This is a genomic window from Paraburkholderia sp. RL17-368-BIF-A, from assembly GCF_046054045.1.
Classification (GTDB): Bacteria; Pseudomonadota; Gammaproteobacteria; order Burkholderiales; family Burkholderiaceae; genus Paraburkholderia; species Paraburkholderia graminis.
This window is the reverse complement of sequence record NZ_JARESN010000024.1, coordinates 68,954-93,247: the sequence shown is the minus strand read 5'-3', so window position 1 is coordinate 93,247 and position 24,294 is coordinate 68,954. Positions and strand designations below refer to the sequence as shown.

Sequence of the window (24,294 nt, the reverse complement as noted above, 5' to 3'; positions counted from 1 at the left end):
CACTTCACAGCGCCTGCTTCAACCACCCCGGCACTGCTTCGCTCTGCGTCGCTGCATCAGCAGCAGAGAAGCGAGATTATGAAGACTCTCTTTCGGTTCGTCAACCCCATTTTTTCGCTTTCGCTTAAAACTTTGTTGACGTCACCGCCGCTCCTTCCCGTCGCGGCCCTCGTTCGCAAACGAGGACGAAATCATAGGCGGCCCAGAGCCTTATTTCAAGGGTTTGGCGAGAACTTTATCGTCAGTCACTCATTTGCGCGCCGAATTCACGGCTCCGTCGACGGAAACCGCTTCCGCCATAGCTGCGTAACCAGCATCGCTTGGGTGAATGTGGTCGCCGCTATCGTACTTGCGCTGCAGACGTCCGGGCTCAGCCGGATCGCGCAGCGCGGCGTCGAAATCGACTACGCCGTCGAAAGCATGGCTGGAACGGATCCACTCGTTGACGGCCAGCCGGATGTTCTCGCGCGACGCCGGAAGCGCTGCGGGCGTCAGCGTCCCGCCGAACACCTTGACTCCCGCCCGTCGCGCGGCCGCGATCACCCGCTGATAGCCCGCGATCAGGTCGGCCGCCGTCACCGACGCGTGCGGGAAATCGCAGTCGAGCCCGCTGCGCGCCGGCATCGCCGCGAAATTAATGTCGTTGATGCCGATCAGCAGAATCACCGCCTTGACGCCGGGCCGCTCCAGCGCGTCGCGCCCAAATCGCGTGACGAGCGCGTCGCCATAGCACGGAGAATCGTTAAGCAGCCGGTTGCCGCTGATACCGAGATTGATCACGGCCGTCGAGCGGTTCCCCGAGCCGGCCAATCGGCGGGCGAACGCGTCCGGCCATCGGCGGTTCTGGTTCAGGCTGGAGCGCATGCCGTCCGTAATCGAATCGCCGATCGCCGCAATTGCCGTCGATCCCGGCGCGGCGTCGACGGACAGCCCCGTCACCCACAAGTATTGAGTGAAGCGCCCGCGAAACGCTTCTGCCGTCGCGTCCGCCGCGTGGTTGCCGGGGCTGGAAACATAATTAAGCTGGCTGGAAACCCGGTGCCACGCGACCACTCGCTGGTCCGGCGCCATAAACGCGCTAATGGCATACGGCGCGCCTTCCGCGACGTCCATCGCGATTGGGTCGCTGTCCAGCTCGCGGCCGGGCGCAACGCTCACACTCGGCTTCCCGCCGAAGGTCACACGCGCGCCGCCGCCAGCCGACGCGGCAGCGCCGCCCGCCGACCGTGCAATGCGCAGATCCTCGATAACGAGCGGCGTCTTGCCGTATTCATTGCTGAGGTGGATCCGCACAGATTTTCCCGACAGCGTCGGGTAGACAATCTGACGGACTGTGCGCCCGGCGACTTCAGGCGCGCGATACAGCGGCGGCAAGTCAGCGCGTTGCGGAATGGGCTGTAGCGCGGTTGCCCACGCGGTGACCCAATGCGCCGAGGCGTCCGTGCCAGCGGCGGCGACAGAGGAGGGAACGGCTAGCTGGCAAAGCAGCGCGGCGCCGCATGCCGCGGCCAGAGAGCGAATGGTCATTCGTGTACTTGGTTTCAAGCGAAACGGCCATTGTGCACGATCCGCGTCGGCCGACGCGGGCCGGCCCGCGCGGCACGCGCACAGGCATACGCAAACGCACAAAGCCCGCAACGCACAGCCAATACGCTCATCCGGCGACTTCCAGCTCACCCGTCATCTTCAAAGCCAGCGCTTCAGCCACTTCAATCCCGTCGATCGCCGCCGAATAGATCCCGCCGGCGTAACCCGCGCCCTCTCCCGCCGGATACAAGCCCTCGACGTTCACGCTCTGATAGTCGTCGCGCCGGCGCACCCGGATCGGCGACGACGTCCGCGTCTCGACGCCCGTCAGCACCGCGTCATGCATCGCGAAGCCCGCGATCTTCTTGTCCATTTGCGGAAGCGCTTCGCGAATCGCCTCGATCACGTAGTCGGGCAGCGCCGTGCTGAGATCCGTGGGATGCACGCCAGGCTTATAAGACGGCACGACCGAACCAAGCGACGTCGACGGCCGTCCGGCAATGAAGTCGCCGACCAGTTGGCCCGGCGCCATATAGTTGCCGCCGCCCAGTTCGAACGCCCGCTCTTCCCATTTCCGTTGGAATGCGATGCCGGCAAGCGGCCCGCCCGGATAATCGTCGGGCGTGATGCCCACGACGATTCCCGCGTTCGCATTGCGCTCGGCTCGCGAATACTGGCTCATGCCGTTGGTCACCACGCGCCCCGGCTCGGACGTCGCGGCGACCACCGTCCCGCCCGGGCACATGCAGAAGCTGTACACCGCGCGCCCGTTGCTGCAGTGATGCACCACCTTATAGTCGGCGGCGCCCAGTTGCTTGTGGCCGGCAAACTTGCCGAACCGGCTGCGGTCGATCAAGCCCTGCGGATGCTCGATCCGAAACCCGAGCGAGAACGGCTTGGCTTCAATATAAACGCCGCGGTCGTGCAACATCTGAAACGTATCCCGCGCGCTGTGGCCGACGGCGAGCACCACATGGTCGCAGCGCAGCGTTTCGCCCGTCGACAGCGTCAGCCCGCGCACGTTTCCGTTATCGATGTCGATATCGTCCACGCGCGTTTCGAAACGCACTTCGCCGCCCAGTTCGTGGATGGTCGCGCGCATCTTCTCGACCATGCTCACGAGGCGAAACGTGCCGATATGCGGCCGGCTCAGATACAGAATGTCCTCCGGCGCGCCGGCCCGCACGAATTCGTCCAGCACCTTGCGGCCATAGTGCTTCGGGTCCTTGATCTGGCTATACAGCTTGCCGTCCGAAAACGTACCCGCGCCGCCCTCGCCGAACTGCACGTTCGATTCCGGGTTCAGCACCGACTTGCGCCACAGGCCGAAGGTGTCCTTGGTGCGCTCGCGCACCGCCTTGCCGCGCTCGAGGATGATCGGACGGAAGCCCATTTGCGCCAGGATCAACCCGGCGAACAGCCCGCACGGCCCCATGCCGATCACCACCGGACGCGGCCCGCTGAACGGCGCCGGCGCCCTGGCGACGAACCGGTACGTCATGTCCGGCGTCACGGCGCAATGCGGCACATCGGCGATCCGCTTGAGCGCGGCGGCTTCGTCCGTGACCTCGACGTCGACGATGTAGGTCAGCTTGATGTCGGCGCGCTTGCGCGCATCGTGGGCGCGCCGGAACACGGTGTATCGGACGAGCCCGTCATGAGGCACGCCGAGTTCCGCGAGACGCGCGCGGACGGCGGCCTCGAGAGCGCTCTCGGGATGATCGAGCGGGAGTTTGATTTCGCTTAGACGTAGCATGAGGTACCGGGGATGCAGGAGGGCCGCAATCGCGGCCAATTCGCAATTTTATAGGCTAAGCGCCGGTGCGGGGTTTCCGCGCAAAGTAAAACAGGTCGCGAAGCCCGCGCCGGCTGCTGTCGGAGCGAGCGCCGTCTGTCTCAAAAAAATTTATTAACCGACCGGTCGGTTGGCTTATACTGTGCAAACCAGATAACTCCCCCAGAAAGAGCGTCCCCATGTACACGCAATCCCTGGATATTCCCGGCAACGTGGCCCCGCTGGAATCCGGCGCGACGTCGCCGGAGCAGGCGCAATTCGACGCCGTCATGGCCGCGGACGGCAAGATAGAACCGCAAGACTGGATGCCCGACGCGTATCGCAAGACGCTCGTGCGCCAGATTTCGCAGCACGCGCATTCGGAGATCGTCGGCATGCTGCCGGAAGGCAACTGGATCACGCGCGCGCCGAGCCTCAAGCGCAAGGCGATTCTGCTCGCCAAGGTGCAGGACGAAGCCGGCCACGGTCTCTATCTATATAGCGCGGCCGAAACGCTCGGCGTCTCGCGCGATCAGCTCGTCGCGGCGCTGCATTCCGGCAAGGCCAAATATTCGAGCATCTTCAATTACCCGACGCCCACCTGGGCGGATGTCGGCGTGATCGGCTGGCTGGTCGACGGCGCGGCGATCATGAATCAGATTCCGCTGTGCCGTTGCACTTACGGCCCGTATGCCCGCGCGATGATCCGCATCTGCAAGGAAGAGTCGTTCCACCAGCGCCAGGGCTTTGACGCGCTGATGTCGATGATGTCCGGCACCGACGCGCAGCGCGAACTCGTCCAGCAGGCAGTGAACCGCTGGTGGTGGCCGGTGCTGATGATGTTCGGTCCGAGCGACAAGGATTCCATCCACAGCAATCAGTCGTCGAAATGGGGCATCAAGCGTATTTCGAACGACGACCTGCGTCAGAAATTCGTCGACGCCACCGTCGAGCAGGCCAAAGTGCTCGGCGTGACGCTGCCCGACCCCGACCTGAAATGGAATGAAGCGCGCGGCCATTACGACTACGGCGACATCGACTGGGAAGAATTCTGGCGCGTCGTGAACGGCGACGGCCCATGCAATCGCGAGCGCCTTGGCACCCGCGTCAAAGCGCATAACGAGGGCGCCTGGGTTCGCGAAGCCGCCATCGCCCACGCCGAGAAACAACGCCAACGCGCCCAACAGCACGCCGCCTGAACAACGCGGCTCGCCAGGCAAGGAATCAGGAGATCAGCATGAACAAGGAATGGCCAATTTGGGAAGTCTTCGTGCGCAGCAAGCAGGGACTCGACCATAAACACTGCGGCAGCCTGCACGCCGCCGACGCGCAAATGGCGCTGCGCATGGCGCGGGACGTCTACACGCGCCGCCAGGAAGGCGTGAGCATCTGGGTGGTGCCGTCGTCGGCGATTACGGCGTCCGCGCCGCAAGACAAGGCGGAACTGTTCGAACCGGCGGCCGACAAGATCTACCGCCACCCGACGTTCTACACGCTTCCCGACGAAGTCAACCACATGTAAGCGCGGCCATGAACATCACGCTAGAACATCTGCAATACGTGCTGCGCCTCGCCGATACCGCGCTGATTCTCGGTCAGCGCAATGCCGAGTGGTGCGGCCACGGCCCGATTCTCGAAGAAGACATCGCGCTGTCGAACATGAGCCTCGATCTGATCGGTCAGGCGCGTCTGCTGTACACGCACGCGGCGTCGCTCGAACAGCAACTCACCGGCAAGACCCGCACCGAAGACGACTACGCGTACTTCCGCGCCGAGCGCGAGTTCGCCAACTACACGCTGGCGGAATTGCCGCACTACGGCCCGCTGTCCGCGACGGCGCAAGCCGAGAAGGACTACGCGGTCACGATCGTGCGCAATTTCCTTTATTCGACGCTGATGGCGCATGTCTGGACCGCGCTCACGCAATCGACGGACACGCAACTGGCCGCGATCGCGTCGAAGTCGATCAAGGAAACGAGCTACCACGTGCATCACGCGAGCGAATGGCTGATCCGTTTCGGCGACGGCACGGAGGAATCGCACCGCCGCTCGCAGGCCGCGCTCGATTACCTGATGCCGTACACGCGCGAGTTTTTCAGCACCGACGCCGTGGAAGAAGCGATCGCCGCGGCTGGCATTGGCCCGCTCAGCGCCGATCTGGAAGCCGCCTGGCTCGACGACGTGCGCGCCACGCTCGAGCAGGCCACGCTTACGCTTCCCGAACCGGTCAAGCACGTCACGACCGGCAAGCACGGCGAGCATTCGGAGCACATGGGCTTCGTGCTGGCCGAAATGCAAAGCCTCGCGCGGCAGCATCCCGGCGCGACCTGGTAATCGCGATAACACGGCAAATCACGGCAAATCAGACGATGACGACCTCGACCGCTTCAACCGCCGCCCTGGACGATGCCATTGACGACGCCACGCTCGAACGCGCGTGGGCGGTGCTCGAAGCCGTGCCCGATCCCGAGATTCCGGTGGTATCGATCCGCGAGCTCGGCATTCTGCGCGACGTGCGGCGCACGGACGACGGCACGCTCGAGGTGGTGATCACGCCGACCTACTCGGGCTGTCCGGCCATGTCGCAGATCGCCGAAGACGTCGCGCATGCACTCGACGTCGCGGGACTCACGCCTTATCGCATCGCCACCGTGCTCGCGCCGGCGTGGACCACCGACTGGATGACCGTCGAAGCCCGCGACAAACTGCGCGCCTACGGCATCGCGCCGCCCACCGGCAATTGCGGATCGACAGTCGATTCCAGTTCGGGGCCGCGCGAAAAAGTGATGCGCTTCGTGCCGCGCGCGCTGCCCGCGCCTTCGTGCCCGCGCTGCGGCTCGGCGCATACCGAGCGTCTCGCGCAATTCGGCTCGACCGCCTGCAAAGCCTTGTACCGCTGCCTCGACTGCCGCGAACCCTTCGACTATTTCAAACCATACTGATATGGCTACCCCGCAATTTCATCCGCTGCGTATCCGCGAAGTGCGGCCTGAAACCGCCGACGCGGTCTCGGTTGCCTTCGAAGTCCCCGCCGAACTGCGCGAGCTTTACCGCTTCACGCAAGGCCAGTTCGTCACGCTCAAAACGCACATCGACGGAGAGGAAACGCGCCGTTCCTACTCGATCTGCGTGGGCGTCACCGACTACGACCGCGACGGCGAACTGCGCATCGGCATCAAGCGCGTGCGCGGCGGGCGCTTCTCGAATTTCGCCTTCGACACGCTGCAGCCCGGCCACACGATCGACGTGATGACGCCGGACGGCCGCTTCTTCACGCATCTGAACGTGGACCACGGCCAGCAGTACGTCGCGTTTGCAGGCGGCTCGGGCATCACGCCGGTGCTCGCCATCATCAAGACGACGCTCGAGGTCGAACCGCGCAGCACCTTTGTGCTGATTTACGGCAACCGCAGCGTGGATCAGATCATGTTCGCCGAAGAACTCGAGGATCTGAAGAACCGCTTCATGAACCGCTTCGTGCTGTACCACGTGCTGTCGGACGATTTGCAGGACGTCGAACTGTTCAACGGCGTGCTCGACCAGAAGAAATGCGCGGCCTTCCTGGAAAGTCTGGTGCCGGCCGATTCGATCGACGAAGCCTTTATCTGCGGCCCCGCGCCGATGATGGACGCCGCCGAAGCCGCGCTCAAAGCCGCCGGCGTGCCTTCGGAAAAGGTGCACGTGGAACGCTTTGGCTCGCCGCTGCCGCAAGCGGGCGTGCCGCCCGTCGAAATCACCGACGACACGCCCGCAGCCGAACTCGAAATCGTGCTCGACGGAAAGCGCCGCAAGCTGCGCCTGCCATATCAGGGCGTGAGCGTGCTCGACGTCGGTCTGCGCGCCGGGCTCGCGCTGCCGTATGCGTGCAAAGGCGGCGTGTGCTGCACCTGCCGCGCGAAAGTCGTCGAAGGCGAAGTGAAGATGGAAAAGAACTACACGCTCGAAGAGCATGAAATCCGCGACGGCTTCGTGCTGACCTGTCAATGCCATCCGATCAGCGATCGCGTGGTGGTGAGCTACGACGAACGTTGAGCGCGCTTGCCGCGTTCGGCACGTTCGGCGCCCCTGTGCTTTGAGCCATTCCGCGATCCGCTTACACTAGGGGCCGCTCGCAGTCGGAGCGTTCCGGTCCGCGAGGCGAGCGGCCCTTTGTCTAATCGCGTACAAAAACCAGCCACGGCCGATGAGCACCATCCACCTCACCAACGGCGACGTCGCCGCGGAATCATTGCGCACGGCGTTGCGCGAAACGGGCCGCGACGACCGCGTGCAGGCACTGCGCGACGATCTGGCGGTCGGTCCGTTGCGAGGAATCGACGACGACCCGCAAGTGCGCGCCACCTTCTGGGACCGCGTGAGCGCTGACACGAAGCGCGATTTCGTCCGCGAGTTTCGCGAGCAGGCCGCAGCGCTCGAAGCGATTGCGCGCGGCGAAGCGAATCTCGTGGTCTGGCATGGCGAAAGCGCATCCGATCAATTGATGCTGCGCCGGGTCTGCTACTACCTGCGGAACAATCCGCAGCGCCTGAACGAAGTGCGTCTGTCGATCCGCGATCTCACCGACACCGGCGCATGGGCGTACAGCCGCAAAGACCGCGCGACGTCCGTCGGCATGTTCGCGCCGTCCGTGCTGCACGCGCGTTTGCCCGACGCGGCGCCCATCTCTGTGCTGCGCATCAGCCGGCTCGCGCTCGAATGGCAGGAAGCGAAGCACGCAAACGGCGAGACGCGGCGCTGGCGCGACAACACCTTCACGAGCGGCAGCTTCGCCGATCTGGACACGCTGATACTCGAGCACGCGACGGCGGACTGGCAACCGGCGTCGCGAGTGGCCGCGGAAGTCATGACCGCGGAGCTCGGGTTTCTGGTCAGCGACAGCATCGTGCTGTGGCGCTTCCGCGAACTGGCCGCCACGCGCCGGATCAAGCTGCGCGGCGACACCGGCGCATGGCGGACGCTCGAGCTGTGCGCGGCGCTCGCCCCCTGTCCACAGGAATAAAACAGACGACCATGGCCCGCACCCGAGCCCCCGACCACGAAAGCCAGCGCGAACAGATTCTCGAACTGGCCGCGGCCAAATTCGCACAGACGAGCTATCCCAGCACGTCGATGTCAGACCTTGCCGCTGCGAGCGGCACGTCGAAAGCGCGCCTCTATCACTATTACGAGAGCAAGGAAGCGATCCTTTTCGATCTGCTGGACCGCTACACCAAACGGCTGATGCTGATCATCGCCGAGGTGGAGGGCGCAAGTCAGCGCCGCGGCCTCACCGAGCGCGAGACCTTTGCCGAGTTGATCCGCGCGTTCCTGTCGGAATACGAGACGTCGCACAGCCGCCACGTCGCACTGCTGAACGACGTGAAGTATCTCGTCGACGCGCAGCGCGAGGTGATTCTCAACCGTCAGCGCGACGTCGTCGCTGCGTTTGCGCGGCAACTCGCGCGCGCTTACCCCGAGCGCGCCACGCGTGAAAACCAGACCGCGCTCACGATGATGGTATTCGGCATGATCAACTGGACCTTCACCTGGCTCAAGCCCGGCGGACGCATGGGCTATAGCGAATTCGCGGAACAGGTGGTGAGCATGGTGGACCACGGGCTGGGCTGCGCGCCGGCTTGATGGCGGGATGGCGCAGCACAGCAATATGCGGCATCGGTAAATAAGCGCGTCGCATATGCGCGACATCGTGCCACGCACGCTCGTTCTTTTATTAATTATCTTTTTGAATCAACCGGTTAACCGTAAAACGCCCCCGCAGTTAGGCAGCACCCTCGAATAAAGATACGGGTTTTCCCTAGTGATCGGTTAGCGTTTCCGTTAGAATCGTTTTTGCGGTGCACCAACGCCGCACGATGACAAGGAGAACCTGACCATGAACATGATTACACCCCGCGCCGCCGAGCCGATCGTCGCGCACGATCGCGCGTCGCTGCCTGCCGGTCGTGCGCCTGCTCTGGTTCGTGAACTCACCGCGGTCGACCGTGAACGTCTGCTGACGCACTTCCTCGCGCTCGACGAAGACGACCGCCTGCTGCGTTTCGGTCAGGTCGTGCCCGACCACGTCATCGAGAACTACGTCCGCGCAATCGATTTCAAGCGCGACACCGTGTTCGGCGTGTTCGACGATCAGTTGCAGCTTACGGGCGTCGGTCACCTCGCTTACTTGCCGGCTGAAGGCGACAAGCGCACGGCGGAGTTCGGCGTTTCCGTGCTCGAAAGCGTGCGCGGCCAGGGTATCGGTTCCAGGCTGTTTGAGCGCGCGGCCATTCGCAGCCGCAACACGCATGTCACCACGCTGTACATGCACTGTCTGTCGCGCAACTCGACGATGATGCACATCGCGAAAAAAGCGGGCATGAAGATCGAGTACGCGTACGGCGAAGCAGACGCTTATCTGACGCTGCCGCCGGCCGACCAAACGAGCATCATCACGGAAATGCTCCAGGAACAGGCTGCCGTCTTCGACTATGCGCTCAAGCGCCAGGCACGCCGCACTTCGCGATTGCTCGAGTCCTTCATGCCGACAGCCGCTGCGGCCTGAACTTCGGGCAAACGCCGTCATCAATGCAAAGGGCAGCCTCATGGCTGCCCTTTGCGGTTTACCGGCCGTGTGCCGCGCGCCCCAACCCATGCACTTTCATAAGATCGGCAACGCCGTCGTCTCCTTGATCTTTTCCAGCGAGAAGCTCGTTTTGACGTCGATCACCGACGGGTGATGCAGCAGTTGGTCCTGCACGAAGCGCGAAAAGTGCGCCATGTCCTCCACCTGAACGCGTAGCAGATAGTCCATCTCGCCGGTCATTGCGTGACACGCCACCACTTCCGGCCACGTCTGCACGGCCGCGCGGAACAGGTCGGCGTGGGTCGCCTCGCCGCGCGGACTTAGCGCGGAACCGCCGCGCTTTTCCAGCCGCACGTTGACGTATGCGAGCAGATCGAGCCCGAGGCGCTGCGCGTCCAGCAGCGCGACGTAGCCGCGAATCACCCCGCTCTCCTCGAGCCGCCGTATGCGCCGCAAACACGGACTCGGCGACAGATTGATCCGCTCCGCGATCTCCTGATTCGACAACCGGCCATTCTCCTGAAGGATCGCCAGAATACGCCGGTCGATGGCGTCTATCTCTATATGAGTCACTTTCTGCCGCCGTTTTCGGAGATTGAGCTAGAAAATAGCGCCACGCTACGCCAGTGCGATTAAGTTCGCAAGTTTCGAGCGCGATCCCGCCTTTACACTTGCGTCATTCGGTCGCGCTCCGGCATTGCGCGCGCGACTCCGGCGCCACGCGCCCTCGACATGGAGAGAGACAAATGCAGGTTTCAACTTGGGACAATCCGGTCGGCACCGACGGCTTCGAATTCATCGAATACACCGCCCCCGATCCCAAAGCGCTCGGCAAGCTGTTCGAGCAGATGGGTTTTACCGCCATCGCCCGTCATCGTCATAAGGATGTGACGCTTTACCGGCAAGGCGAGATCAACTTTATCGTCAATGGCGAGCCGGATTCGTTCGCGCAACGCTTCGCGCGTCTGCACGGTCCGTCGATCTGCGCGATCGCGTTCCGCGTCCAGGACGCGGGCAAGGCCTACAGGCAGGCCATCGAAAAAGGCGCGTGGGGCTTCGACAATAAAACCGGCCCGATGGAACTGAACATTCCCGCAATCAAGGGCATCGGCGATTCGCTGATCTATTTCGTCGATCGCTGGCGCGGCAAGAACGACGCGGCGCCGGGCAGCGTCGGCGACATCGACATTTACGATGTGGACTTCGAGCCGATTGCCGGCGCGAATCCGAACCCAGTCGGTCACGGCCTCACCTACATCGATCACCTGACGCACAACGTCCACCGGGGCCGCATGCAGGAATGGGCGGAGTTTTACGAGCGCCTCTTCAATTTCCGCGAAGTGCGCTATTTCGACATCGAAGGCAAGGTGACGGGCGTGAAGTCGAAAGCGATGACGTCACCGTGCGGCAAGATCCGCATTCCGATCAACGAGGAAGGCTCCGAGACCTCCGGGCAGATTCAGGAATATCTGGATGCGTACCACGGCGAAGGCATCCAGCACATCGCGCTCGGCAGCAACGACATTTACCGTACCGTCGACGGCCTGCGCGCATCCAACATCTCGCTCCTCGATACCATCGACACGTACTACGAACTCGTCGACCGCCGCGTGCCGAATCACGGCGAGCCGCTCGACGAACTGCGCAAGCGCAAGATTCTGATCGACGGCGCGCCGGACGACTTGCTGCTGCAAATCTTCACTGAGAACCAGATCGGCCCGATCTTCTTCGAGATCATTCAGCGCAAGGGCAATCAGGGCTTTGGCGAGGGCAACTTCAAGGCGCTGTTCGAATCGATCGAACTGGATCAGATTCGCCGCGGCGTCGTGCAGGACAAGGCTTGAGCCGCCAAGCGCCTGTATCCGGCGCGGCGGGTAATGCGCCAATAAAACGAGGCCAATAAAACGACAAGGGCGAGGATCTAACGATCCCCGCCCTTGTCGTTTGCGCCGCCGCTCAACGCTGAGCGACGGCCGGTTTAACCGTCGACACGCCGCATCAGCAGCGCGTCACGAATTCTGGTCTTCCTTCGCGGACGCGCTTTCCCGCGCGATGCGGTTGATGGCGACACGCGCCGGGGCGACCAGCGCCGTGCGGCTAATCACGCTCGACTGCGTGCCCGTACCCGCGTTCGAGCGCACCGGCGCGCTCATGGCGAAAAAGGCGGCCGAAACCATCAGGAAGGTCTGGATATTTCTGGTGTTCATGCGTACTCCTTTTCTAACTGCCCTGTTGTCCTGAAGCGCCGCAACATGCGACGCGTTACACAGACATTGCTCACAGGTGCGGTGTTAGACACGCATCTGCTGCGCGGTTCCATGAGATTGTAGGTTTTACAGCTTGTTACACCGGCAACTCACAGACGTTAGGCGAACTTTGCAACAAACAGCAACCAGCATGAACGCCGCATGGCGGCGGCAGCACAGCGAACTTTCTGCCGCGATGCGGCGGGTTTTCACCAGTGCTACCATCACTTAAAACACGTCAATATGGCGACCCCGGCCATACGCATTCACAAGATGCCGCGGCCCAAAAAGTTTTGGCGATCCCAAACTGGGTGGAGGAGTACACATAATGAATGCCCCGCTAGACGCAGGTCAGCGAGCTTCGCTCGAAGCCGCTCTATCTTCCGTCACGCTCGACGACAAATACACTCTGGAACGCGGCCGCGCGTACATGAGCGGCATCCAGGCGCTGGTGCGTCTGCCGATGCTGCAGCAGGAACGCGACCGCGCCGCCGGCCTGAACACGGCCGGCTTCATCTCCGGTTACCGCGGATCGCCGCTCGGCGGACTCGATCAATCCTTGTGGAAGGCGAAACAGCATCTCGCCTCACATCAGGTCGTGTTCCAGCCGGGCGTCAATGAAGACCTCGCGGCGACCGCCGTTTGGGGTTCGCAACAGGTCAATCTGTACCCAAGCGCCAAATACGACGGCGTGTTTTCGATGTGGTACGGCAAGGGCCCCGGCGTCGACCGTTCCGGCGACGTCTTCAAGCACGGCAATTCGGCGGGATCGTCGCGGCATGGCGGTGTGCTCGTGCTCGCCGGCGACGATCACGCGGCCAAATCGTCGACACTCGCGCATCAGTCGGAACACATTTTCAAAGCATGCGGGCTGCCGGTGCTGTTCCCGTCGAACGTGCAGGAATATCTCGACTTCGGCCTGCACGGCTGGGCAATGAGCCGCTACTCCGGCCTGTGGGTGGCAATGAAGTGCGTGACCGACGTGGTCGAATCGTCGGCTTCCGTCGACATCGATCCGCATCGCACGAAGATCGTTCTGCCGGACGACTTCGCGATGCCCGAAGGCGGTCTGAATATTCGCTGGCCCGATCCGCCGCTCGTGCAGGAAGCGCGTCTGCTCGACTACAAGTGGTACGCGGCGCTCGCCTACGTGCGCGCGAACAAGCTGGATCGCGTCGAGATCGACTCGCCGCACGCGCGCTTCGGCATCATGACGGGCGGCAAGGCGTATCTGGATGTGCGCCAGGCGCTGACCGACCTCGGTCTCGACGACGAAACCTGCGCGCGCATCGGCATCCGCCTCTATAAGGTCGGCTGCGTGTGGCCGCTCGAGGCGCAAGGCGCGCAAGCCTTCGCTCGCGGTCTCGACGAGATTCTCGTGGTCGAAGAAAAGCGGCAGATTCTCGAATACGCGATCAAGGAAGAATTGTACAACTGGCCCGACGCGCAGCGTCCGCGTGTGTTCGGCAAGTTCGACGAGAAAGACGGCGCGGGCGGCGAATGGTCGGTGCCGATGGGCAACTGGCTGCTGCCGGCGCACTACGAACTGTCGCCCGCGATCATCGCGAAGGCCATCGCCGCGCGGCTTGCCAAGTTCGATCTGCCGTCCGACGTGCGCGCCCGCATCGCCGCGCGCATCGCGGTAATCGAAGCAAAGGAAAAGGCGCTCGCGCGCCCGCGCGTCGAAGCCGAACGCAAGCCGTGGTTCTGCTCGGGCTGCCCGCACAACACGTCGACGAATGTGCCGGAAGGCTCGCGCGCGATGGCGGGCATCGGCTGCCATTACATGACCGTGTGGATGGACCGCAGCACGAGCACGTTCAGCCAGATGGGCGGCGAAGGCGTCGCGTGGATCGGCCAGGCGCCGTTCACGAATGACAAGCACGTGTTCGCCAATCTCGGCGACGGCACCTACTTCCACTCGGGGCTGCTCGCGATTCGCGCGGCCATCGCGTCGAAGGCGAACATCACCTACAAGCTGCTTTACAACGATGCAGTCGCGATGACCGGCGGCCAGCCGGTCGACGGCGTGCTGACCGTGCCGCAGATCACGCATCAACTCGCGGCCGAAGGCGCGTCGAAGATCGTGATCGTCACCGACGAGCCCGAAAAATATTCGGCGAACGTGGGTCTTGCGCCCGGCATCGACATTCACCATCGCGACAAGCTCGACGAAGTGCAACGCCAGTTGCGCGAGATTTCCGGCACGACGATCCTGATCTACGACCAGACCTGCGCGACCGAAAAGCGCCGCCGCAGGAAACGCGGCGCGTATCCGGACCCGGCACGCCGCGTCGTGATCAACGAGGCGGTGTGCGAAGGTTGCGGCGACTGCTCGGTCAAGTCGAACTGCCTGTCAGTCGAGCCGCTCGATACTGAATACGGCACCAAGCGCCAGATCAATCAGTCCACCTGCAACAAGGACTTCTCCTGCGTGAACGGCTTCTGCCCGAGCTTCGTGTCCGTCGAAGGCGGTCAGTTGCGCAAGCCGAAAGCGGCATCCGGCATTGTCGGCGACGCTATGCCGCCGGTGCCCGAACCCGCGCTGCCGTCCATCGACCGTCCTTACGGCGTGCTGGTGACAGGTGTCGGCGGCACGGGTGTCGTGACGATCGGCGCGCTGCTCGGCATGGCCGCGCATCTGGAGAACAAGGGCGTGACGGTGCTCGACGTCACCGGCCTCGCGCAGAAAGGCGGCGCCGTGATGAGCCATGTGCAGATCGCGAACAAGCCCGACGACATTCACGCCACGCGCATCGCAATGGGCGAAGCGAGTCTCGTGATCGGCTGCGATGCAATCGTGACGGCAAGCGACGAATGCGTGTCGCGGATGCAAGCCGGTCAAACGCGCGTGGTGCTCAATAGCGCGCACACGCCGACCGCGGAACTCATCAAGAACCCGAACTGGCGCTTTCCTGGCAGCAGCACGGAAGCGGACGTACGCGCGGGGGCGGGCGATGAATGCGTCGATACCGTCGACGCCAATCACTTCGCGGTCGCGCTGCTCGGCGACGCGATCTACACGAACCCGTTCGTGCTCGGCTACGCGTGGCAACGCGGCTGGGTGCCGCTCACGTATCAGTCGTTGATGCGCGCAATCGAGTTGAACAACGTGCAGGTCGAGAAAAACCGCGCGGCATTCGAATGGGGCCGCCGCGCGGCACACGATCCGGCGACCGTGCGCAAGTTCGCGCAATCGCAGCGCGCGGGTGCCGCAACCGATGCCGAGGCCAACGCCACTAGCAGCAAGATCATTTCGCTGCACACGCCGAAAGCCCTCGACACGTTGATCGACAAGCGCGCTGCCTACCTCACGGCATGGCAAAACAGCGCATACGCCGAGCGTTATCGCGCGCTGGTTTCACAAGTGCGCGCGGCCGAGTCGGCGCTCGATTCGGGCGACGGCCAGTTGCCGCTAACCGAAGCGGTCGCGAAGAATCTGCATAAGCTGATGGCGTACAAGGACGAGTATGAAGTCGCGCGGCTATACAGCGATCCGGCGTTCATCGAGAAGCTGAAAGCGAGCTTCGAAGGCGACTGGAAGCTGCACATTCACCTCGCGCCGCCGATGTTCTCGAAGAAAGACGCCCAGGGCCATCTGATCAAGAAGAAGTACGGCCCGTGGGTCTTCAGCGCAATGCATGGTCTGGCGAAGCTGAAGTTCCTGCGCGGCACGGCATTCGACATTTTCGGCAAGACGGAAGAGCGTCGCACCGAACGTGCGTTGATCGGCGAGTACGAAACGCTGGTGCGCGAACTGATCGGCGGGCTTAACGCGCAGAACCGCGAGCTGGCAGTCGAACTTGCGAATCTGCCGGACGGCATCCGCGGCTATGGACACATCAAGGAAAACAACCTGAAAGGCGTGCGCGTGAAGTGGAACGATCTGCTCGCGCGCTGGCGCTCGCCGCAGGCGGGCACGACGCAGCACGCGGCTTGACGTTGCCAAAGCGCGCCGTGTTCCGGCCGCTAACGCCAGGATCACGGCGCACATAAAAAACGCCACGGAAGCTCATTCCGTGGCGTTTTTTTTCGCCCGACGACGCTCGTAGAAACGAGCGCCGCCTCGCTTACTTGCTGTTCACCGACTTGCGCGCGTTCGCCGAAGCCACCGCCGTCATGTTGATGATCCGGCGCACGGTTGCAGCCGGCGTCAGCACATGGACCGGCTTCTCCGCGCCGAGCAGGAACGGCCCGACCGTCACGCCTTCGCCGCCGACCATCTTCAGCAGGTTGTAGGCAATGTTCGCCGCTTCCACGTTCGGCATGATCAGCAGGTTGGCTTCGCCCGACAACGTCGTGCCGGGGAACGCCGCCTTGCGCACGACTTCCGACAGCGCCGCGTCGCCGTGCATTTCACCGTCGATCTCGAGCGTCGGCGCGCGTTCGGCAATCAGCTTGCGAGCCGCGGCCATGCGTTGCGACGACGAAGACGGCGCGCTGCCGAAGTTCGAATTCGACAGCAGCGCGACCTTCGGCGTGATGCCGAACTTTTCGATCTCGCGCGAGGCCAGCATGGTCATGTCGGCGAGCTGTTCTGCGGTCGGCGTTTCGTTCACGTACGTATCGCAGATGAACAGATTGCGGCCCGGCAGCATCAGCAGATTCATTGCTGCAAAGTTGGCGACGTTGTCCGCCTTGCCCAACACTTGCTCGATGAATTTCAGATGCGTGTGGTACTGGCCGATCATGCCGCAGATCATGCCGTCCGCTTCGCCGAGACGCACGAGAATCGCGCCGATCAGCGTATTGAACTTGCGCATCGCGGCCTTCGCGACGTCCGGCGTGACGCCTTCGCGCGCGCCGAGTTCGTGATACGCCTGCCAGCATTGCTGATAACGCGGATCGTCTTCCGGATCGACTATCTCAAAGTCTTCGCCGCACTTGAGCTTCGAGCCCATCTTCTTCAGGCGCATCTCGATGACCGACGGACGGCCGACCAGAATTGGCTTGGCGATCTTCTCGAGCAGCACGAACTGCGCGGCGCGCAGCACGCGCTCGTCCTCGCCTTCGGCGAACACGATGCGCGCCGGCTCCGACTTCGCCGCCGCGAACACCGGACGCATCACCATGCCCGTGCGATAAACGGTCGTGCCGAGTTCTTCGCGATACGCGTCCATGTCCTTGATCGGACGGGTCGCGACGCCCGAATCCATCGCCGCTTGCGCAACGGCCGGCGCGATCTTGATGATGAGACGCGGATCGAACGGCTTCGGAATCAGATACTCAGGACCGAATTCCAGCGAGTGCCCTTCATACGCCTTCGCGACTTCGTCGCCCTGATCGGTTTCTTCCGCGAGTTCCGCGATCGCGCGCACGCACGCGAGCTTCATTTCTTCCGTGATCGTGGTCGCGCCGACGTCGAGCGCGCCGCGGAAGATGAACGGGAAGCACAGCACGTTGTTGACCTGGTTCGGATAGTCCGAACGGCCAGTCGCAATGATGCAGTCCGGGCGCACTTTCTTCGCTTCTTCCGGACGGATTTCCGGTTCCGGATTCGCCAGCGCGAGAATCAGCGGCTGGGTGCCCATTTCGGTGACCATTTCCGGCTTCAGCACGCCTGCGCTCGAGCAGCCGAGGAACACGTCGGCACCGCGGATCGCGTCAGCCAGCGTGCGTGCCTCGGTATTCGCCGCATAACGTTCCTTCGACGGATCGAGATTGCCGCGGCCCTCGTAAATCACGCCCTTCGAGTCGACCACCAGAATGTTCTGCTTCGCCAGACCCAGGTTGACCAGCAGATCCAGACACGCGATGGCCGCCGCGCCCGCGCCCGAGCAGACGAGCTTCACTTCGTCGAGCTTCTTGCCGACCACTTTCAGGCCGTTGAGAATCGCCGCGGACGCGATGATCGCCGTGCCATGCTGGTCGTCGTGGAAGACCGGAATCTTCATGCGCTCGCGCAGCTTCTTCTCGATGTAGAAGCACTCCGGCGCCTTGATGTCTTCCAGGTTGATGCCGCCCAACGTCGGCTCGAGCATCGCAATCGCTTCTACGAGCTTGTCGGGATCGGACTCGGACAGCTCGATGTCGAACACGTCGATACCCGCGAACTTCTTGAAGAGACAGCCCTTGCCTTCCATCACCGGCTTTGCGGCGAGCGGGCCGATGTTGCCGAGGCCGAGCACGGCCGTGCCGTTGGTGATCACGCCGACCAGGTTGCCCCGCGACGTGTATTTCTGCGCGTCGAGCGGCTCCTCGTAGATCGCCATGCAGGCCGCGGCCACGCCCGGCGAGTACGCGAGCGACAAGTCGAGCTGGTTCGACAGCGGCTTGGTCGGCGTGACCGAAATCTTGCCGGGTTTCGGATTCTGGTGATACGCGAGAGCGCTTTGCTTCAGTTGTTCGTCCATTTTTTGCCTGCGAGACGTAAGAAATTTGGGCCGGCACACTGCACCGCTGGCGGCGCTTCCTGCTATCGAATGGATGATCGACCGGGGCGCTGTTCGCTTGCGCCGGTTAGGCGCGGCGTCGGTCCCCGGCGGAGGCGGGACGGTGCGGAGTGCTACGCGGGGTCGGTTAGTGTACACCCCGCGCGAGTCGACACACGGACTGGTTAACGCGGCTCGCCATTGGCGAAACGCCCGCCAGTCATGCTGCAGCGCCGCATCGGCAGACTGCGCGGCGGCGCTCAGTGGAGTTCGGCGCCGCGGCGTTCGGGGATCAGAAAGAGTGTGGCGAGCACGTCGAGCAGATAGATCGACGCGAGGAAAACCAGCGCCGTGCCAAACGAGTAATGCGCGGCCAGCGCGCCGACCGCGACGGGCCCAAAGCCGCCAACCGCCCGGCCCACGTTGAACAACACGTTTTGCGCAGTGGCGCGTGCATCGGTGGGATACAGCTCGGAAATCAGCGCGCCGTAACCGCCGATCATGCCGTTGACGAACACGCCCATCGCCGCGCCGCCGATCAGCAGCGCCGTGGGCGTGGTCAGATGCGCATAGACGAAGACCATCGCGACGGCGCCGACCTGATAGAACAGGAACGCCGGTTTGCGGCCGAAACGGTCCGCCGCGACGCCGAAGAGCCAGATGCCGCATGCCATGCCGACCACGGTGGCCGCAGTCCAGACGCCGGATTTCGTCAGCGAATAGCCGAAGGTTTTCGACAGATAGCTCGGCAGCCAGATCATCAGCCCGTAGTAGCCGAAGTTCTGCACCGAGCAGAGGACCGCCACGCCGAGGCTCGCACGCGCGGTGGGGGCATCGGCGATCAGCAGTTTGAGCGGCAGCTTGCGCATGCCGCGCGCGACGCGCTCGGTGAAGAGCGCCGGTTCCTCCACGCGTCGCCGCACAAAGAACGACACGACAGCGGGCAACAGCCCGAGCGCGAACATGCCGCGCCAGCCGATAACCGGCAACAGAAGCGGCGTCAACAACGCGGCCGCCAACACACCGAGTTGCCACCCGAGGCCCACATACGACGACACCCGCGCCCGCTGCGCGGCGGGCCACGCTTCGGCCACAAGCGTCATGCCGATGCCGAACTCGCCGCCCAGCCCAATGCCGGCGATCGTCCGGTACACGAGCAGGTCGCCATACCCTTGCGCGAGCGCACACAAACCGGTGAAAACCGCGAATACGAGGATGGTCCACGTCAGCATGCGCACGCGGCCGTAATAGTCGCTCAGCACGCCGAAGATCAGGCCGCCCGCGACCGCGCCGATCAGCGTCCACGTGACGAGCGAACCGGCTTGCGTCGAACTCAAATGCAAGTCCGCAGCGATGACCGGCAGCATGAAGCCGAGAATCAGCAGGTCGAAGCCGTCCATGGCATAGCCGAGCGCGGACGCGATCAGCGCTCGCGCGGCGTAGCCGGGTCGGGCGGAGGCGGGCGTGTCGGCGGTGGAGGAAGCGGGCGTCATTAAAAGCAATCCGGGATCGTTGGACGGCGGGCGGCGAGCTGCGGCCGGCGTCGGAGAAATTCGCGTGAGTGTAAAGGCGCCCCAGGTTGCTCACAAGCTAGCCAAAAAGCCTATGCGAAGCGCGACGCGAACGGCGCAACGCTTGTCCGACCAGGCTTCGGCGAACGGTGTTGGAGACCGGGTTGGCCTGCGCCTTGGGCACGCGCCCGGCTCGCCTTTGGCGACTGCAATTGACCGCCCACGCGCACGCCGGCCTCGTCTGAAGGAGCCGTTTCAGGTAAAATGTCGGCCTACGCGCGCAGCAAAAACCGGCCAGCATCCACTGGCCGGCTGCATATTCCGCCCAGCACGGCGCGGCGTATCCCGCTTGCTGCGCCACCGGGCCCGGCGCCCGCTCCCCCGCTCAATCCAAGGACCCGCCCATGACAGGCTTCGATCGCCAGACGATCTCCGACACCACCGCCAAGATGCTGCTCGAAGTGCAGGCAGTGCACTTCAACGCGGAGAAACCGTACATTTTCACGTCCGGCTGGGCGAGCCCGGTTTATATCGATTGCCGCAAGCTGATTTCCTATCCGCGCGTGCGCCGCGGCCTGATGGAAATGGCTGAAACCACCATTCTCCGCGACGTCGGCTATGAGCAGATCGACGCCGTGGCCGGCGGCGAAACCGCAGGCATTCCGTTCGCGGCATGGCTGTCCGACCGCCTGATGGTGCCGATGCAATACGTGCGCAAGAAGCCGAAGGGCTTTGGCCGCAATGCGCAGATCGAGGGTCTGCTGACCGAAGGTCAGCGGGTGCTGCTGGTGGAAGACCTGACCACCGACAGCCGCAGCAAGATCAACTTCATCAATGCGCTGCGCACGGCCGGCGCGACGGTGAATCACTGCTTCGTGCTGTTCCACTACAACATCTTCAAGGAAAGCGTGTCGGTGCTGAAAGACATCGACGTCGATCTGCACGCGCTCGCGACATGGTGGGACGTGCTGCGCGTCGCCAAGGACAACAAGTACTTCGACACGAAGACGCTCGACGAAGTCGAAAAATTCCTGCACTCGCCGGCTGAATGGTCGGCCGCGCACGGCGGCGCAACGTCGACGCCGCAATAAGCGCGGCGGTAGCGCATAGCATCGCATTACATCGCATCGCGGCAACAGCCGCAGAAGCAGAAGCACAAAGGCCGCCTGTCTTGCGACAGGCGGCCTTTTTCTTTGACGACTTTAACGCGGCTTTTTCTATGCCGCACAAGAAGTGCGGCGCGCGGCTAAACCAGGTCGCCCGTGTCTTCCGCCGAATGCGACGACAGGTTCAGCAAACCATTGCTTTGCGCGTATTGAAACAGCTCCGAATCGCGGTCGATGCCGAGCTTGCGCATCGCCGTATTTTTCTGAGTGCTGATTGTCTTGATGCTGCGGTTCAGTTGCTCGGAAATTTCCTTGATGGTCATTCCCGATACGAACAGGCGCACCACTTCGAGTTCACGCCTCGACAGCATCACTTCGTCGCTCTTGCCGCCGGAATTCATCCGCAGCGCATCGAGCGACGCCTTCACCGACGGGCTCAGATATTCGAGGTGCCGGCTGACGTGCTGCACCGCGAGCCCGATGTGGCTCAGGTCGTCGGATTTATTCACGACCGAAGTCACGCCGAGTTCCCGCAGCCGTTGCAGCAACGCGGCGTTCTCCAGCATCGTTAGCACGACGATGGGAAGGTTCGGAAAATTGCGCCGCAGGTAGCCGACCAACGGCAGGCCGTCGCCGTACTGGCCGCCCGGCATGGCGAGGTCTGTGACGAGCACGTCGCATGCAGCGGTTTGCAGGACCTTGATGAGTTCCGTGGACTGCCTCGCTCGCGCGACCACCTGGATGCCGGGGAACTTGAGTAAAGCCTGTTCGGCGCCGAATAGAATAACTGGATGATCGTCAGCGATGACAACCTTGACTACGTCTTGCATTGCCCGTACCTCGACAGGAAAACCCCTCTCCAAAACCTCTGACATGCCTTCTTATTCTTAATGTTCAATTTGACTAATAGGAACACGGGCCACATCGCGTAAACTCTTTCGACTATAGCCGATTTTAGGCTCGCAATCCGCTTACGCGGCATAACAATGATGCGTCATAAACCTAAGCTTAGACTCGATTCGACGTTCAGGTACAAAATAGGGACAATAAACACCGCGAGGCAATTGCCTCGCGTCCTCGCAGCGCCTTGATGCTGCATGGGATCTGAGCAGGCGCCCGGCGCCGACTCCGATCGACACAGGAGAACCGGCACATGCGCTTGCGTTGCCTGGTTGTTTCGCACGCTTCATCGTTTCGCCGCACGCCGCTTGTTGTCTGCGCCACGCTTGGTCTCGCGCTGGGGCTCGCGCATGGCTCGCGCGCCCAAGCCGAGAACGCGTTCTCGCTCACCAGCGCGAGCTTCCGCGCGGGCGGCACAGTGAATTCCCCGCAAGTCTTCGATCAGGACGACTGCAAGGGCGGCAACCGCTCGCCGCAACTGACCTGGCGCGACGCGCCGCCTGGAACGCGCAGTTTCGCGATCACCCTGTTCGATCCCGATGCGCCCGGCCGCGGCTGGTGGCATTGGGCCGTGGCGGGCATTCCGGCGAGCGTCGCAAGCCTGCCCGAGAACGCGAGCGCGTCGGGTTTCCTGAGACGGCTCGGCGCGGTGGAAGCCCGCAACGACTTCGACATCGACGGTTATGGCGGTCCTTGTCCGCCGCCCGGCAAACCGCATCGCTACGTGATCACCGTGTATGCGCTGAACACCGCCGACCTGCGCCTCGCGCAAGGCCGCCCGGCGCTGATGTTCGATCACGAGATCGGCACGGCGGCGCTCGGCAGCGCGAGGATGGTGGTGAATTACGGGCGCTAACGCGGCGCGCTTGCCGGCGCGCGCGGTGTTGCGCCGAAAGCCGGCTGGGTCGCGGTGATACCGCGCTTGGCTGAGCCGCTTGGCGCTCGGCGCTCGGCGCCCGACGCCCGACGCCCGACGCCCGACGCCCGCATCGCAGTCAAACCCACAAGTCACGCGGCTGTCACTTCGCGCGGGCATCGTGGTTTTTCCGCCGTTTTTCGCGCCGTTTCCCCCCGCTTGCGCACGCGCATGGCGATGAGGTCTTAAAATGGTGTTTTCGCGCGGCGTCGCGCGCTGTTTCCAAGCTGTAACCAGATAGCCAGTGAGATCGAGATGAGCACGAAAGTTTTTGTCGACGGACAGGAAGGCACGACCGGCCTGAAGATTTTCGAATACCTGTCGCAGCGCGCCGACGTGGAAATCCTGCGTATCGACGAAGCGAAGCGCAAGGATATCGAGGAGCGCCGCCGTCTCATCAACGCGTCGGACGTCACGTTCCTGTGCCTGCCCGACGTGGCATCGCGCGAGTCGGCAGCTCTCGTTGCGAACGAGCGCACGGTGCTGATCGACGCGAGCACCGCGTTTCGCACGTCGGCCGACTGGGCTTATGGCCTGCCCGAACTCGCTCGCTCGCAGCGCGAACGCCTGCGCACCGCCAAGCGCATCGCCGTGCCGGGCTGTCACGCGTCGGCTTTCGTGCTGGCCATGCGCCCGCTCGTGGAAAGCGGCGTGGTCGCGCCCGAGTTCGAAGCTCATGCTTATTCGATCACCGGCTACAGCGGCGGCGGCAAAAAAATGATCGCCGACTACGAAGCCGGCGGTAACGACAAGCTCAAGAGCCCGCGTCCGTACGCGCTGGCTCTCACGCACAAGCATCTGCCGGAAATGGCGGCGCATACGGGGCTGAAGTCGTCACCGGTCTTCACGCCTATCGTCGGCGGCTTTTACAAGGGCCTCGCGGTCACCACGTACTTCTCGCCGCGCCAGTTGGCGCGGAAAACCACGCCGCAAGAAGTGCAGGCGCTGCTCGCGGAGTACTACGCAGGCGAAGCATTCGTGCGCGTCGCGCCGTTCGACTCGGAGGCGAATCTGGACAGCGGCTTCTTCGACGTGCAGGCGAACAACGACACGAATCGCGTCGATCTGTTCGTGTTCGGCACGCCGGAGCGCTTCGTCACCGTCGCGCGGCTCGACAACCTGGGCAAAGGCGCTTCGGGCGCGGCGATCCAGTGTATGAATCTGGCAATCGGCGCCCCCGAGGAAAGCGGTTTGAAACGATAACGAAAGTTAAAATACCGCGGCAATTGGCCGTTTGTCAGCATTGCGAAAGCCGGTCTACAAGACCGGCTTTTTGTTTTAAACCCGCCGCTCCGACTTTCTTTAAACATTAATCAGTAGTAGCCCGCATTACTTAAAAAATCAAAACGAGGCTGCCTGGAATTTTTCAGGTAACTCTTCC

20 protein-coding genes are annotated in these 24,294 nt (G+C 63.1%); 13 read left to right on the top strand and 7 right to left on the bottom strand.

Features of this window, described 5'->3' with window-relative positions; genetic code table 11:
* Nucleotides 1–249: 249 nt before the first annotated feature.
* Nucleotides 250–1,527 (bottom strand): SGNH/GDSL hydrolase family protein, encoded by a 1,278-nt coding sequence (locus P0D87_RS28915; protein ID WP_053858830.1) that lies wholly within the window; start codon nucleotides 1,525–1,527, stop codon nucleotides 250–252.
* 127 nt (nucleotides 1,528–1,654) lie between these two features.
* Entirely contained in the window at nucleotides 1,655–3,283 is a 1,629-nt protein-coding gene (locus tag P0D87_RS28910) for an NAD(P)/FAD-dependent oxidoreductase (protein WP_053858831.1), read from the bottom strand.
* Between the two features lie 218 nt (nucleotides 3,284–3,501).
* Here P0D87_RS28910 and paaA point away from each other — a divergent pair, with 218 nt between their 5' ends.
* The 8 genes from paaA (at nucleotide 3,502) to P0D87_RS28870 (ending at nucleotide 9,842) form a co-directional block, all read left to right on the top strand.
* Nucleotides 3,502–4,500, top strand: a complete 999-nt coding sequence (paaA, locus tag P0D87_RS28905) for a 1,2-phenylacetyl-CoA epoxidase subunit PaaA (protein WP_006053057.1) — start codon at nucleotides 3,502–3,504, stop codon at nucleotides 4,498–4,500.
* 38 nt (nucleotides 4,501–4,538) lie between these two features.
* Nucleotides 4,539–4,823, top strand: a complete 285-nt coding sequence (gene paaB / locus P0D87_RS28900) for a 1,2-phenylacetyl-CoA epoxidase subunit PaaB (RefSeq protein ID WP_006053056.1) — start codon at nucleotides 4,539–4,541, stop codon at nucleotides 4,821–4,823.
* Between the two features lie 8 nt (nucleotides 4,824–4,831).
* Nucleotides 4,832–5,635 (top strand): 1,2-phenylacetyl-CoA epoxidase subunit PaaC, encoded by an 804-nt coding sequence (paaC, locus tag P0D87_RS28895; protein ID WP_053858832.1) that lies wholly within the window; start codon nucleotides 4,832–4,834, stop codon nucleotides 5,633–5,635.
* A gap of 35 nt (nucleotides 5,636–5,670) precedes the next feature.
* Nucleotides 5,671–6,243, top strand: a complete 573-nt coding sequence (gene paaD, locus P0D87_RS28890) for a 1,2-phenylacetyl-CoA epoxidase subunit PaaD (RefSeq protein WP_053858833.1) — start codon at nucleotides 5,671–5,673, stop codon at nucleotides 6,241–6,243.
* A 1-nt stretch (nucleotide 6,244) separates the two neighbouring features.
* Nucleotides 6,245–7,333 (top strand): 1,2-phenylacetyl-CoA epoxidase subunit PaaE, encoded by a 1,089-nt coding sequence (gene paaE, locus P0D87_RS28885; RefSeq protein ID WP_006053053.1) that lies wholly within the window; start codon nucleotides 6,245–6,247, stop codon nucleotides 7,331–7,333.
* 151 nt (nucleotides 7,334–7,484) lie between these two features.
* Entirely contained in the window at nucleotides 7,485–8,300 is an 816-nt protein-coding gene (locus P0D87_RS28880; RefSeq protein ID WP_053858834.1) for a DUF1835 domain-containing protein, read from the top strand.
* Between the two features lie 11 nt (nucleotides 8,301–8,311).
* The gene (locus P0D87_RS28875) at nucleotides 8,312–8,920 is read left to right on the top strand and encodes a TetR/AcrR family transcriptional regulator (RefSeq protein ID WP_006053051.1); all 609 of its coding nucleotides are present in this window, start codon (nucleotides 8,312–8,314) and stop codon (nucleotides 8,918–8,920) included.
* Between the two features lie 253 nt (nucleotides 8,921–9,173).
* Nucleotides 9,174–9,842, top strand: a complete 669-nt coding sequence (locus tag P0D87_RS28870) for a GNAT family N-acetyltransferase (RefSeq protein ID WP_006053050.1) — start codon at nucleotides 9,174–9,176, stop codon at nucleotides 9,840–9,842.
* A gap of 96 nt (nucleotides 9,843–9,938) precedes the next feature.
* Here the strand turns inward: P0D87_RS28870 and P0D87_RS28865 are convergent, their stop codons facing one another.
* Nucleotides 9,939–10,436: an Lrp/AsnC family transcriptional regulator gene (locus P0D87_RS28865; protein ID WP_029970894.1), complete on the bottom strand. Its 498-nt coding sequence runs from the start codon at nucleotides 10,434–10,436 to the stop codon at nucleotides 9,939–9,941.
* Between the two features lie 173 nt (nucleotides 10,437–10,609).
* Between P0D87_RS28865 and hppD the strand changes: the two genes are divergently transcribed.
* A complete protein-coding gene (gene hppD / locus P0D87_RS28860) occupies nucleotides 10,610–11,707 on the top strand; it encodes a 4-hydroxyphenylpyruvate dioxygenase (protein ID WP_053858835.1) in 1,098 nt (365 codons plus the stop codon).
* 165 nt (nucleotides 11,708–11,872) lie between these two features.
* On the opposite strand, the gene P0D87_RS28855 is transcribed toward hppD, so the two are convergent.
* Nucleotides 11,873–12,070, bottom strand: coding sequence for a hypothetical protein (locus P0D87_RS28855; protein WP_053858836.1), 198 nt, complete (start codon nucleotides 12,068–12,070; stop codon nucleotides 11,873–11,875).
* 367 nt (nucleotides 12,071–12,437) lie between these two features.
* On the opposite strand from P0D87_RS28855, the gene P0D87_RS28850 reads away from it, so the two are divergent.
* Nucleotides 12,438–16,049 carry an indolepyruvate ferredoxin oxidoreductase family protein gene (locus P0D87_RS28850; protein WP_053858837.1) on the top strand — a complete coding sequence of 1,204 codons (3,612 nt, stop codon included), beginning with the start codon at nucleotides 12,438–12,440 and terminating at the stop codon, nucleotides 16,047–16,049.
* Nucleotides 16,050–16,179: 130 nt separating this feature from the next.
* On the opposite strand, the gene P0D87_RS28845 is transcribed toward P0D87_RS28850, so the two are convergent.
* Nucleotides 16,180–18,462 carry an NADP-dependent malic enzyme gene (locus tag P0D87_RS28845; protein ID WP_053858838.1) on the bottom strand — a complete coding sequence of 761 codons (2,283 nt, stop codon included), beginning with the start codon at nucleotides 18,460–18,462 and terminating at the stop codon, nucleotides 16,180–16,182.
* 278 nt (nucleotides 18,463–18,740) lie between these two features.
* Nucleotides 18,741–19,973, bottom strand: coding sequence for an MFS transporter (locus P0D87_RS28840; RefSeq protein WP_006053044.1), 1,233 nt, complete (start codon nucleotides 19,971–19,973; stop codon nucleotides 18,741–18,743).
* Nucleotides 19,974–20,395: 422 nt separating this feature from the next.
* Here P0D87_RS28840 and P0D87_RS28835 point away from each other — a divergent pair, with 422 nt between their 5' ends.
* Complete coding sequence (locus tag P0D87_RS28835; RefSeq protein WP_006053043.1) at nucleotides 20,396–21,082, top strand: orotate phosphoribosyltransferase; 687 nt, start codon at nucleotides 20,396–20,398, stop codon at nucleotides 21,080–21,082.
* Nucleotides 21,083–21,237: 155 nt separating this feature from the next.
* On the opposite strand, the gene P0D87_RS28830 is transcribed toward P0D87_RS28835, so the two are convergent.
* The gene (locus P0D87_RS28830; RefSeq protein WP_006053042.1) at nucleotides 21,238–21,927 is read right to left on the bottom strand and encodes a response regulator; all 690 of its coding nucleotides are present in this window, start codon (nucleotides 21,925–21,927) and stop codon (nucleotides 21,238–21,240) included.
* 323 nt (nucleotides 21,928–22,250) lie between these two features.
* Between P0D87_RS28830 and P0D87_RS28825 the strand changes: the two genes are divergently transcribed.
* Both P0D87_RS28825 and argC read left to right on the top strand, forming a co-directional pair.
* On the top strand, nucleotides 22,251–22,853 hold the full coding sequence (locus P0D87_RS28825) for a YbhB/YbcL family Raf kinase inhibitor-like protein (RefSeq protein ID WP_006053041.1): 603 nt from the start codon (nucleotides 22,251–22,253) through the stop codon (nucleotides 22,851–22,853).
* A 315-nt stretch (nucleotides 22,854–23,168) separates the two neighbouring features.
* The gene (gene argC, locus P0D87_RS28820; RefSeq protein WP_006053040.1) at nucleotides 23,169–24,116 is read left to right on the top strand and encodes an N-acetyl-gamma-glutamyl-phosphate reductase; all 948 of its coding nucleotides are present in this window, start codon (nucleotides 23,169–23,171) and stop codon (nucleotides 24,114–24,116) included.
* Nucleotides 24,117–24,294 lie beyond the last annotated feature (178 nt).